This is a genomic window from Aquimarina sp. AWH4_224, from assembly GCF_056160245.1.
The window spans coordinates 27,721-40,648 of the sequence record NZ_JBSWWU010000016.1 but is presented as its reverse complement, the minus strand read 5'-3'; the positions used below and the strand labels follow the sequence as shown (position 1 = coordinate 40,648).

Below are 12,928 nucleotides of genomic sequence, written 5' to 3'. Positions count from 1 at the left end.
ATTTCCAATTGAATTAGATTTCAATTTGCCGTGTCGAAAAAAATATAGCATTAGGATTGTTCTGTTTCGACCTCGGTTGGTAGGATACCAAAATGATTTCTAAAACACTTTGTAAAGTATGATGGTGAAGAAAATCCAACCTGGTAGCAAACATCACTAATATTATTATGTCCTTTTTCCAAAATTTGTTTGGCTCTTTGCAAACGGATGTTTCTTAAAAATTGATTAGCTGTTTGTCCAGTCAGGGTTTTGATTTTTCGATAAAACTGGCTTCTGCTTAGGTTCAATTGATAGGCCAATGATTCTACACCAAGATTAGGATCACTAATATTCTCATTGATATAGTTCAATACCTTCTCAATAAAATCCTTGTCCAAAGAAGTAGTGTTGGTTTCGATATCATTATCTACTATAGCACTAAAGTATTTATTAAACAACAATTGTCTACTAGTCAATAATTGAGATAAACGTGACTTCAGCACCCTAAGATCAAATGGTTTGCTCAAGTAAGCATCGGCTCCAGATTCTATCCCTCTTAAACGATCTTCATGCATGGTTTTGGCAGTGAGCATCAACAGAGGAATATGACTGGTTTGAATATCATTCTTTATTGCGGAACAAAAATCAAAACCATCCATTTCTGGCATAATTACATCGGTAATGATAATATCTGGGATTTCATTTTTGGCTTTTTCCAAACCTTCTGCACCGTTGGAAGCCGTAAAAATTTTATATCGATCGATCAATTCTCTTTTGAGATAATTACGTAGTTCGGTATTATCCTCGACGATAAGAAGTCTGTGTTCTTTGGATTCTTGTTTTTTCTCTTCCTCTAGTTCCTTTGGAGCAGACAAAACTATATTTTCAATCTTAGGTTTTCCCTCTACTGATTTATTAAGGATCATTTCATCTTCCTGAAAATGAGAATTCCCCAATGGTAAAATTACTTTGAAAGTGGTCCCTTTACCCACTTCGCTATCCACCAGGATGTTTCCTTTGTGTAATTCTACTAATCCTCTCACCACCTCTAGCCCTATCCCTGTACCTCCGTAATACCACTTGTTAAGATTATTTACCTGGTAAAATCGCTCAAAAATCTTATCCAATTGTCCCTTTTTGAGTCCTGGTCCTGTGTCAGAAATACAAATTTCAAAAGTATTCTGCTGGCCAGTATTCTCTTCAGATTCGAGCGTATTACTATAGATTTCTATTAAAATATTTCCTCCTTCGGGAGTAACCTTAAATGCATTGGACAAAAGATTAAAAATGATTTTCTCCATCATGCTTTTATCTACCCACCCTTCTAGGGTATCCACGTTATGCTCTACACCTAAACTTATATTTTTATGATATGCTTCTTGTTTAAAATAACTCACCACCTCGACTACAAAATCAATGATATCCAAACGCTCCGCTTTCACTCTTAACTTATTCATTTCCAATTTTCGGAAATCCATGAGCTCATTGATCAACCTGGAAAGTCGATCTGTATTTTTATGAATAACAAGATGCTTTTCTCTTATTTCATCAGGAAATTGATATTTCTTACTATTGATAATATCAATAATTGGATTGATGATTAAAGTTAGAGGTGTTCTAAACTCATGCGAAATATTGGTAAAGAATTGTAATTTTTTATTGTTTAACTCTTCTTCTTTTATTCTTTTCTCCCTTTCGTTTTCAATGAGCTGTTTTTCTTTGATCCTATTTTGAGTTAGAGTATTCAATAAATAAACGCCTAGTAAAAACAGTAACGCATAAGCAGCAATTGCCCAATTTGTTTTCCACCAAGGAGGTAATATGGTAATTTTTAATTCTAATGGGGTTTCATTCCAAACACCATCGTTGTTAGCCACCTTTACTTTAAACGTATAATTTCCATAATCCAAATTGGTATAGGTAGCACTTCTCATGTTGCCTACATAATTCCAGGATTCTTCCAAACCCTTTAAATAATACGCGTATTGATTCTTTTCTGGTCTCGTATAGTTTACTCCTGCATATTCTATAGTAAAAACGGATTGGGTATGCATTAGTGAAATGCTATCGGTTTCAGAAATCACCTGTTTTAACGGTGAGTCTTCTTCGCCGGGAACTACATTTTTGTTAAACAACTTAAAACCGGTGAGGTATAGATTAGGCGTACTTGTATTGATCTTGATATTTCTAGGGTTGAAGTAATCGATTCCCTTATAATTCCCAAAATACAGATTGCCAGATTCGTCTCGATGTACCGCATTGAAATTATAATCATTAGATAACAAACCATCATTTACATTATATCCTGAAACTTTATTGGTTTGAACATCCAACTTATGAATTCCCTGATTTCCACTCACCCAAATATGACCATCCTGATCTTCAATAATAGCAGAAACATTTTCTTCCTGCAAACCATTCTGTTGGTTATACCATGTAAAAGCATTTTGATTTTCATCATATCTACACAATCCCTGTCCGCGGGTTCCTATCCAAATCATATGATCCGAACTTTCGTAAATAGATAAAATATGATTCGCATTTAGAGAGTTTTGATTTTTTGGAGACATCTTTTGCCGAATAGAGACAATTGAATAGGTATTTTGCTCTTGCGGAATTACCTTAAACAAACCTGTAGTTGCTCCCACCCAAATATGATCATTATGATCTACAAGAACTCTCCTGATAGAACTTGTTTGTATGTTCTGCTGCATGAATACCTTACTGTTATGATGTGTGATCTTGTCGCGATCATAATCATAAGATAATAATCCACCATAAAAGGTGCCTATCCAAATTTTACCATTGGAATCTTCAGAAAAGCTCAAAATACTATTAGTAGTTAGTACTCCATTGGTATTTGTTGGATTAAAATTAATAAATTGTTGTGACCCTTTTTTCAAAAGAAATATTCCACTATTCCAACTCCCTACCCATAGGTTTTCTTTACTATCAAAATAAATGGCTTGAATATCATTACTAGTTAAACCCTCAAAATCCTTGCTTTTTGTATGGATATGTTTAAACTTCGAGGTTTGCGGATCATAGACATCTATTCCTCCACCATCCATACTCATCCAAAATCTGTTCTTCTGGTCCTGTACAATCCCTGTAACCGCACTTGCTTCCAGAGAATTAGCAATACTTGGCAGACTTTCTATTTGTTCAAACTTATCGTACAGCTTGTCATATACTCCGATACCACTATTGTAATACCCCATCCAGATTCTATCATTTTTATCCAGGAACAATGACCATATGGAATTAGAACGAATACTGCTATCATCTTTTTTATCAAACAAGTAGTTTTTGATCACGTTCCCCGCTTTGTCAATATGAAAAAGCCCGTCATTCTCTGTTCCACACAAAATAGTTCCATCGGATGCTACCGCTAATGATAATATTCTCTTTGAAGTTATGGGTAAATGCAATATTTCTACATCCTCCTCTTGTCTATCCACCTTATATAATCCTGAAGATAAACTTCCAATCCAGATATTATTTTCTTCACTAATGAATAAGGATTGAATAGGTTCTTGAATGGTTTTAGAATCATGATTAGACAAAAACAACGAAGGTCTGAGCGTTTGTGTGTCTGGATCATACTCTTTGAGACCAACATTAGTACCTGCATATACTTTACCCTTTCTATCTGTTTTCAGGGTATAAATATTTAAAATCCCGGTTTTTGACGTTGTACTAAAACCAATATTAGGAATATGATGTGCTTCAAAATCCTCGGTATCGAGCTTAAATAATCCTTTTTCAAAAACACTAACAAATAGATTGCCTTCATGATCTTCGGTAATGCTACTCACCGCCATATGGTTATTAAAACCATTATCTGCATCTTTGGTTAGGCTTATATTTTTAAATCGATCCTGGCCTCTATCATATAGACTTAAACCACTTTCTGTTCCTGCCCACAATCTGTTTTTCTTATCCAAGTACGTACAAAAAATCATACTACTATTTATGGATACTGAATCTTTGGAGGTATCGGGATATGAGATATATTCGATACCATCATATCTATGAATCCCAGCTCCGTTGGTTCCTATCCAAATAAAACCATAGTGATCCTGTATAATGGTAGACACCGCTGTTTTCGAAATTCCATCTTTTGTGGACACAAAATTGAAATCTGCAGGAGGTTCCTGTCCCCAAAGATGAGTCATCAATAACAGGAAAGAGAAGATTAAAAATATGGTCCTATTGATGTACATAAACGCGGGGTATTACAAAAACTAAAGTTACTATCTTTTTCTGTATTTATATTTTATTGCCTTTTTTACCATCCAACTTTACCTAAAGAGTGACCCAACAAAAAGCTATTTCTGACGATAACCTCCATTCAATTATCCTGTAAAATAAGTCAATACAGCAATTACAACTACTACTAGTAAAACAGATAACACTACATCCAACCATGTAAAGCTAGCTTTGGCCTCTTCTTTTTGAGACTGGGAAAGTGTTCCAAATGCTAATCCTTTGATCGCATGATAATTTGGTGGAGCCGTTACCAGACTGGTACTAATACAAACCAAAACGGAAAAAATAAACATAAAAATAGCCATATGTGCAAAGTTGATGGTGGCGAACTTATATAGTATCCCAGATAAATCATCTTTACTAATCTCGGCAGTTATACGTAAACCTGCAATCAATAATCCGGAAAACAAGGTTACAATTGCCGCTTTTGAATTTACTCTCTTCCAAATAATCCCTAGGACAAAAACTGCAGTGATAGGAGGAGCAATATAAGATTGAACACTTTGCAGATATTGATATAATACTCCGCCCCCTATTTTATTCATAATCGGGATCCAAATAATTCCCAAAATCACTACCAATGCTGTAGCCACTCGTCCGATATTTAATAACTTTTTTTCAGGAGTTTCTGGCTTCAATTTTTTATAAATATCTATGGTGAATATCGTAGAGCAAGAGTTGAATACTGAGGCCAAAGAGCTCATCAATGCAGCCATCAAACCACCAGCCACCAAACCTTTGATTCCTGTAGGTAATAATGTTTTTACAAGCACTGGAAATACTTCATCTGCTCTTTCATATTCTAGAACTCCTTGTTTTGCTAAGGCGAAAGCTATGATCCCAGGGATCAGGAAAATAAAGATCGGAAGTATCTTGAGATATGCCCCAAAAATCGCACCTCTCCTACCGATCTTAATATTATTTGCTGCCAAAGTTCGTTGTACTATATATTGATCAGTACACCAATACCATACCCCTACTATAGTTCCTCCTATTAATAAACCGGTCCAAGGAAAATCTGGATCAGACATTGGTCTCCACATATTAAAATGATCCGAACCTGCTGTTGCTCTTAGATTTTCCCATCCACCAACTTCTTGAAGTCCTAGATAGGTAATAATAATCGATCCGACTATTAACACAACTGTTTGTAAGGTTTCTGTGTAGATTACGGCTTTCATTCCTCCAATAATGGTATATGCACCAGTGAAAACAACTATCCCAATAGCTCCATACCAAAAAGGAATACCTAGCAATTCTGAAACTACAATTCCACCCGCGTAAATGGTCACAGAAACCTTAGTAATTACATATCCGGCTAATGAAAACACAGATAAAAACCATCTTGAACGGCTGTCGAAACGTTTTTCTAAGAATTCGGGCATAGTAAATACCATACTACGCATATAAAAAGGAAGAAATAACCATCCCAAAAGCAATACTATCCATGCATGCAATTCGTAATGTGCCATTGGCATTCCAGATTCTGCCCCTGTTCCTGCCAAACCTACAACATGCTCTGACCCGATATTGGAAGCAAAAATAGAAGCCCCGATTACGAACCATCCCACATTTCTCCCTGCCAAAAAATAATCCGCCGTATCCTTATTTTTTTGCAATATTACCCATACTGCAACTCCAATTAATGCTAAAAAGTAGGTGCCTAATACCACCCAATCTAATTGCCTCAAGACTGATTCCATATCCTATGATTACTGTTGTTTTATTACACGAGAATATATTTTTCTTAAAATGACAAAACATTTACTAACAAATACTCTCTTTTTAACTTAAAATCTTAATAAAAACCAAAACTATCATAAGAACATGCAACAGCATAACACATTTGAAGCAAATCCTATAAATCATGATGCATCAAAAGTTACGAGATTGTTAATATGATATGAGTAGTCTTTCTTTAATTATGAATATCCTAAAAAGTCGATTGCGATTTTGATGGCAATCCTTTTTCATAGTCATACGATTTATATCGTTTTTATGCCCCGAATTTCAAATTGACTCTTCTGCTTATATCACATTTGAAGCAACTCCTATAAATCATGTTGTATTTTAAATTCTAAACATCAATTAATGCGATAATGCTAATTAATTGGCAAAAAAATGATTTAAATTTCAATAAGAACTACTAAAAACTTTTAATTATGAAAAGGTCTTGATTAAAAGTAATAGTAATCAGTATTAAAACTCATATTAGAAATTTGTCCGGTATGAAAAAGAATAGAATCACTCAAAAAACAATAGCGAAAGAATTCAATGTATCTATCGCTACAGTATCAAAAGCGCTTAGTGACAGTTATGAAATTAGCGTTGGAACTAAAACAAAAATTAGAGCATATGCTGAAGCTCATAATTATAAATCATTCATGATAGATCCAAAGGTAGAGTTACAAAAAAATGCTAAAACCATTGGAGTCATTATCCCAAATATGTTGAATCAATTTTTTACTAAAGTTTTTGTTGGTATCGAAAAAATAGCTACCGAAAAAGGATACAATCTTATCACTTGTATCTCTAACGAATCTCTTGAAAAGGAAGCCGGAGCTATCGAACTTTTAAAAAATTCATATCTGGATGGATTTATTTTATCCATTGCTGAAGAAACCCAGGTAAGAAAGGATTTTAGACATTTTCAAAATACCATAAATCAAGGTATCCCAATGATGATGATCGATCGTATTACTGATGCTATTGATTGTGATAAGGTTGTTGTAAATGATAAAGAAGGAGCTTATAACGCCACCAAACATTTCATCAATACAGGATGTCGAAATATCGCTATTGTATCCAATATTCATCGTTTAAGCGTGGGTAAATTAAGATTAGAAGGATACAAGCAAGCACTTTTGGAAGCGAAACTACCCATTGATGATGCCTTAATTTTGAAAGTAGACGAATTTAATGACATCAATACTTTATTGAAGATCATGCTAGACTCTAAAAAAGTGGATGCTATCCTTTGTCTTGAAGAAGACGCAGCAGTCAACACCTTAAAACTAGTAAAATCCAGAGGATACCGAGTTCCTGAAGATATTTCAATCATTGGTTTTACCAATGGGATATTACCTCGCTATGTAAGCCCTTCTATTACAACAATAAGTCAGCATAGTACCTATTTGGGTGAAATTGCTGCCAAAATGCTAATTGATAGAATAGAACAAACAGACACTCCAACAACTTACACCACCAAAGTGATTAAAACCAACTTGATAGAAAGGGAAAGTACCAAGAGTATTGTTGAAGTCTTCTAACTTCTATATACATCGTAGTTACTTAAGATATTTTATCCATTTGTGTTTAAAATATAGAAGGTTAAGCCCAAAACTCACGAAAATTATTCGTATCTTAAATTAAAATTCCAGCTTACTCATCTATGGCACAAATGATTACATCCTATAATCTAGACTTTTGCGACCTAGATGTTTATGAAAACTATGTAATTTCAAGAATACATGAGGGCGTAACAACTACCCCAGAGAATCTCAAAATATTCGCTAAGCTGATCGACATACACTACAAAAACAAACCTTTTGTATACATATCTCATCGAGTACATTCTTTTTCTATAAACCCAATCATTCATGCAGAGTCTTCCAAAATACCCAATCTAATGGGGTTCGCGGTAGTATCTCCAGATCCGCAGCAAAAACAACAATTTGAAATGGAAAAGATGTTTTTCAAAAAAGATTTTAGGTTGTTCGAAACTTTGGAAGAAGCTATTGATTGGAAAGAAGAGATCTTAAAAAAGCATCACGACTAGCCATAAAAAAAAGTGAAGCCAAACGACTTCACTTTTCCAAATATATTATACTTAACCGTTTATTTTGCAATATTTACAGCCCTTGTTTCTCTAATCACAGTCACTTTTACCTGCCCTGGATATGTCATGTCCGTTTGAATCTTTTGTGAAATTTCAAAAGAAAGGCTTGATGCTCTTTCATCATTTACTTTTTCACTCTCTACAATTACACGAAGTTCACGTCCTGCTTGTATCGCATAAGCCTTTTTCACTCCATCGAATGCAAACGCTATTTCTTCCAAATCTTTTAATCTTTGAATATAAGAATCCAAAACCTGACGTCTTGCTCCTGGTCTTGCTCCACTAATAGCATCACAAACCTGAATAATTGGTGATATCAAAGAGGTCATTTCTACCTCGTCGTGGTGAGCTCCAATGGCATTACAAACCTCTGCTTTCTCCCCGTATTTTTCTGCCCATTGCATTCCCAGGATTGCGTGAGGCACCTCTGTTTCAGTTTCCGGTACTTTACCAATATCATGTAGAAGTCCTGCTCTTTTGGCTAATTTAGGATTCAACCCCAGTTCTGCCGCCATTACTCCGCAAAGTTTAGCTACTTCTCTGGAGTGTTGCAACAGGTTCTGACCATAAGAAGACCTATATTTCATTCTCCCTACGGTTTTAATCAACTCGGGATGTAAACCATGAATTCCTAGGTCGATTACTGTTCGTTTACCTACTTCTATAATTTCTTCTTCAATCTGTTTTTTAGTCTTCTTTACAATCTCTTCAATACGAGCTGGGTGAATTCTACCATCAGTTACCAGTTTGTGAAGTGATAATCTAGCAACCTCACGACGCACAGAATCAAAACAGGATAAAATAATTGCTTCAGGGGTGTCATCTACAATAATCTCTACTCCTGTTGCTGCTTCTATTGCTCTAATGTTTCTTCCTTCTCGACCAATAATCCTACCTTTTACATCATCGCTCTCAATATTAAACACAGAAACGCAGTTATCTATAGCCTCTTCAGTTCCGATTCTTTGGATCGTATTAATAATAACTTTCTTTGCTTCTTGTTGAGCTGTGAGCTTTGCTTCTTCAATCGTATCTTGAATCAAAGCCATCGAATCTGTTTTGGCCTGTTCTTTTAAAGACTCTACCAGCTGTTCTTTAGCTTCTTCGGCAGACAAACCAGAAATGACCTCAAGTTGTTGTACCTGACTTTTATGTAATTTCTTAAGTTCTGTCTGTTTTTTGTCTAGATACTCATTACGCTGATTGTACGTCTTAATTTTATCCTCTAGCTCTACATTTAATTTTTTATTTTTAGAAAGCTCATTGGATACTTGAGATTCTTTATCTCTAGTTCTTTTTTCTGCTTCGGCAATTTTCTTATCACGAGAGAGAATTACTTTCTCATGTTCAGACTTCAGTTCAATAAATTTTTCTTTTGCCTGTAATATTTTGTCTTTCTTGATTGTTTCTCCTTCACTCTTAGCCTCTCTGACAATACTTGCCGACGTCTTTTTAGCATTTTTAATAATTTCTGATGCTTTACTGCGCTCCAGCACCTTAGCGATAATAAAACCTACCACTAACCCCACCACTGAAGCTACAATCAAAAATATAGTGTTATCCATAATTGTTGTTGATGTTTATATATAAAAAAAGCCTGCACTAGCAAAGGTTTCGTATAAACTCTGTAAAAACAGGTTTAGGGCTAACAAATTGCTCAAGAATCCGCTCAAGGCGGCGCGCTTTTACAACTTAAACTCACCCTTTTTAATTAATTCTTGTTGAGTTTATCAAAATACAACTAGTGCAGGCAGTAACCTTATTTATTTTAAAGAACGTTATGACAGATGATCATACAGCAATTCATTAAGCGCACTTAATCGGCTTGCTACATTAACCATATCGTCGTTTTTATCTATACTTTTTTGTTCAACCTGAGCTGCAAATTGCAATGCACACATTGCTAAAACATCTTGCTTATCTCTTACCGCATAGCTCTGCTCAAACTGCTTTATCATAGCATCTATATTTTTTGCAGCTTTACGCAATCCTTCTTCCTGTTCAGGATTGATCGTAAGTGGATATACCCGATCTGCTATTGATAGTTTGATTTTAAGCTTTTCTGCCATACATCTATTATTCTGAGAGTTGTGCAATACACATATCTATCTCTCTAATCAAGGCGTTTATTTTGAGCTTGGTCTCCCTTTTATATTCGTCACTGCCCAGTATTGCATTGGCATTTTTGAGTGCACTGAACTTTTCTTCCCAATGCCTTAATTCATCTTGTTGGAGTGAGGAATTAGCCTCTAATTCCTGAATTTTCTTCTTGAGATCTACATTCTGCCTTTTCATTAATTCATACTTATGAAGCAGCTTGCTTATCCTATTCTCAAGAGAATCAACAATATCAATTAAATCACTCATTATAAATTTTACACAATACTTCGTTACACAAAGTTAACATACCAATTGAAAAAACCCAATAGTTTTTCAACTAATTTTGTAGGCTTTATGTATTCGCTTCTAACTTAAGAACTTCTTGTACTTTGTTTAGCGAAGAAGCTATGATTTGGTGCATATCATAATATCGATATTCTGCTAATCGCCCACCAAAAATGATGCTATCCTCCTTTTCTGCTTCTTTTTTGTACTGTTTAAATATCTCTTGATTTTGGTCATTATTGATAGGGTAATACGCTTCTTTGGTTCGATCCCACTGTTCTGGATACTCTTTGGTAACTATTGTTTTTTCCTGCTTTCCAAATTCAAAATGTTTATGTTCGATTATCCTGGTAAACGCATATTCGCTATCATTATAGTTTACCACTGCATTTCCTTGATAATTATCCATATCGTGTAGCTCATGTTCGAAACGCAAGGAACGATACTCTAATTGTCCGTATTTGTACTCGTAGAACTCATCTATCTTACCTGTATACACTATCTTATCTGCTAATGATAGTAAGTGTTCTTTATCCTGAAAAAAGTCAACACCGGTTTTGGTTTCGACACCTTCTAGCAATCCTTCGATGATTTTGTTATATCCTCCCTCAGGAATTCCTTGGTATTTATCATTAAAGTAATTGTTATTATACGTATAACGTACTGGTAGTCTTTTTATAATAAATGCAGGTAATTCTGTTGCTTTTTTACCCCATTGTTTCTCGGTGTATTCTTTGATTAAAGTTTCATAAATATCCTTCCCAACCAAAGACAAGGCCTGCTCCTCCAAGTTTTTGGGAGATTTGGAACCATACTCTTCAATTTGTTTATCGATTACCGCTTTAGCCTCTTCGGGAGTTTTGGTACCCCATAGCTGATAAAAGGTATTCATATTAAAAGGTAAATTGTACAATTTCCCTTTGGATAGAGATACTGGCGAATTGACATAGTTATTGAAGGTGGCGAACTGATTTACATAATCCCAAATTCTTTTATCGTTGGTATGAAAAATATGAGCCCCATATTTATGAACATTAATCCCTTCCTTTTCCTCACAATATACATTTCCTCCTAAATGATCTCGCTTATCGATAACCAAGCATTTTTTATTTCTCTTGGTCATCTCATGAGCAAAAACACTCCCAAAAAGTCCTGCCCCAACAATTAAATAATCATATTTCTTTTCTTTCACTAGTTCTGTTTTTAAAATCTCTATATACTGAGAGATCAATATTTGCCAAAGCTAAGCTTTTATAGTGACTTAATTTTACATATTTCCTCTCAAAAAGTGAACGAATAAAATATCATTCCATTGTAGCACAAAAAAACAAAATGTATGTATCTTTCATTCCTGAAATTAGAACACTATGAGGAGCTATTATATATCAAGAAATTATAAATCCCTTTTTAATGCTGCCGGCAAAGCAAAAACAGATTGCGAGTGGATATTGAAGGATATGGGCTTTAAAAATCTTGGTTTCAAACAATCATCTATCCCCAATTCTGCGATCGGAACCATCAAAAACTTTTTTGGTATTTCTATCGCCTTGTTAAGACTTCCTTTCAAAAGTACATTATGCACGCAATATCCCTTAAATAAGTTTAGAAATTATGTCATGTTTATGGCAAAACTAAAAGGGTGTAAAATCATTACTATTGTTCATGATGTGCGATTTTTGAAAGGTCGAACTGGTAATGTAGATAAGGATTTAAAAAAAATCAAAGGATCCGACGTCATCATTGTTCATAATGAAGCCATGAAAAAGTGGTTTCTGGAACAAAATATCAATATCCCGGTTGTTGTGCTAGGGATCTTTGATTATATACTTCAAAAAGGATTACCTACACAAAACAATGAAAACAAAGGAATAAAGCCTTATGAAATCGTATATGCAGGAGGTTTTGGTGAAGGAAAAAATTCGTACATCTATGATCTAGACACTTTAGAAAAGAATGATTTCAAGATGAAACTCTATGGCATTGGTTTTGATTATGAAAAACTAAAAGCTCCTAAAGAGACATCGGTTTTATCGTATCAAGGAGCTTTCCCTTCAGATGTAGTAGCCTATCATATTGAAGGATCGTTTGGTTTGGTTTGGGATGGTATTTCTACTGAAGAATGTAGCGGACAATATGGTCGATATTTAATGTTTAACAACCCTCACAAAACATCATTGTATTTGCTATGTGGTCTTCCTATAATTGTTTGGGACAAAGCTGCCATAAGTACTTTTGTTTTGGAAAATGGACTTGGTATTGCGATTAGCAACCTAGCCGATCTGAGCGATACACTAGCAGGACTAACTCACGAAGATTATCTAGCCATGAAAGCTAATGTTGATAAAGCCAGAACAAAAATAATTAGTGGAGGATATCTTAAAGATGCTGTAAATGCTTCTTTAAAACAAATGTAACTCTAAAAAAATAAGTAGTTTTATAATCCGTAAACACCTA

9 protein-coding genes and 1 other RNA gene are annotated in these 12,928 nt (G+C 34.7%); 3 read left to right on the top strand and 7 right to left on the bottom strand.

The features are described from left to right. Positions 1-50: 50 nt before the first annotated feature. The gene (locus ACXAGJ_RS22705) at positions 51-4,205 is read right to left on the bottom strand and encodes a hybrid sensor histidine kinase/response regulator transcription factor (RefSeq protein WP_474843219.1); all 4,155 of its coding nucleotides are present in this window, start codon (positions 4,203-4,205) and stop codon (positions 51-53) included. 132 nt (positions 4,206-4,337) lie between these two features. Further along, positions 4,338-5,954, bottom strand: coding sequence for a sodium:solute symporter (locus tag ACXAGJ_RS22700; protein ID WP_474843217.1), 1,617 nt, complete (start codon positions 5,952-5,954; stop codon positions 4,338-4,340). Between the two features lie 525 nt (positions 5,955-6,479). Between ACXAGJ_RS22700 and ACXAGJ_RS22695 the strand changes: the two genes are divergently transcribed. Next, positions 6,480-7,520 carry a LacI family DNA-binding transcriptional regulator gene (locus tag ACXAGJ_RS22695; RefSeq protein WP_474843215.1) on the top strand — a complete coding sequence of 347 codons (1,041 nt, stop codon included), beginning with the start codon at positions 6,480-6,482 and terminating at the stop codon, positions 7,518-7,520. A 122-nt stretch (positions 7,521-7,642) separates the two neighbouring features. Beyond that, complete coding sequence (locus ACXAGJ_RS22690; protein WP_473280364.1) at positions 7,643-8,029, top strand: hypothetical protein; 387 nt, start codon at positions 7,643-7,645, stop codon at positions 8,027-8,029. 59 nt (positions 8,030-8,088) lie between these two features. Here the strand turns inward: ACXAGJ_RS22690 and rny are convergent, their stop codons facing one another. From rny to glf, 5 genes are all read right to left on the bottom strand, one after another. Then, positions 8,089-9,654 (bottom strand): ribonuclease Y, encoded by a 1,566-nt coding sequence (gene rny, locus ACXAGJ_RS22685; RefSeq protein ID WP_474843213.1) that lies wholly within the window; start codon positions 9,652-9,654, stop codon positions 8,089-8,091. A gap of 55 nt (positions 9,655-9,709) precedes the next feature. Next, a non-coding RNA gene (gene ssrS / locus ACXAGJ_RS22680) (6S RNA) lies at positions 9,710-9,816 on the bottom strand. Positions 9,817-9,867: 51 nt separating this feature from the next. Next, on the bottom strand, positions 9,868-10,158 hold the full coding sequence (locus tag ACXAGJ_RS22675) for a cell division protein ZapA (RefSeq protein ID WP_073314278.1): 291 nt from the start codon (positions 10,156-10,158) through the stop codon (positions 9,868-9,870). 7 nt (positions 10,159-10,165) lie between these two features. Beyond that, entirely contained in the window at positions 10,166-10,456 is a 291-nt protein-coding gene (locus ACXAGJ_RS22670) for a hypothetical protein (protein WP_474843211.1), read from the bottom strand. An 85-nt stretch (positions 10,457-10,541) separates the two neighbouring features. Beyond that, on the bottom strand, positions 10,542-11,666 hold the full coding sequence (gene glf / locus ACXAGJ_RS22665) for a UDP-galactopyranose mutase (protein WP_474843209.1): 1,125 nt from the start codon (positions 11,664-11,666) through the stop codon (positions 10,542-10,544). Positions 11,667-11,841: 175 nt separating this feature from the next. On the opposite strand from glf, the gene ACXAGJ_RS22660 reads away from it, so the two are divergent. Next, on the top strand, positions 11,842-12,888 hold the full coding sequence (locus ACXAGJ_RS22660; protein ID WP_474843207.1) for a glycosyltransferase: 1,047 nt from the start codon (positions 11,842-11,844) through the stop codon (positions 12,886-12,888). Positions 12,889-12,928: the final 40 nt, after the last annotated feature.

Coding starts and splice junctions, on each gene's coding strand:
- ACXAGJ_RS22705 (WP_474843219.1), bottom strand. CDS start 4,205: ATGTACATCAATAGGACCATATTTTTAATCTTCTCTTTCCTGTTATTG.
- ACXAGJ_RS22700 (WP_474843217.1), bottom strand. CDS start 5,954: ATGGAATCAGTCTTGAGGCAATTAGATTGGGTGGTATTAGGCACCTAC.
- ACXAGJ_RS22675 (WP_073314278.1), bottom strand. CDS start 10,158: ATGGCAGAAAAGCTTAAAATCAAACTATCAATAGCAGATCGGGTATAT.
- ACXAGJ_RS22660 (WP_474843207.1), top strand. CDS start 11,842: ATGAGGAGCTATTATATATCAAGAAATTATAAATCCCTTTTTAATGCT.
- ACXAGJ_RS22690 (WP_473280364.1), top strand. CDS start 7,643: ATGGCACAAATGATTACATCCTATAATCTAGACTTTTGCGACCTAGAT.
- rny (WP_474843213.1), bottom strand. CDS start 9,654: ATGGATAACACTATATTTTTGATTGTAGCTTCAGTGGTGGGGTTAGTG.
- ACXAGJ_RS22695 (WP_474843215.1), top strand. CDS start 6,480: ATGAAAAAGAATAGAATCACTCAAAAAACAATAGCGAAAGAATTCAAT.
- ACXAGJ_RS22670 (WP_474843211.1), bottom strand. CDS start 10,456: ATGAGTGATTTAATTGATATTGTTGATTCTCTTGAGAATAGGATAAGC.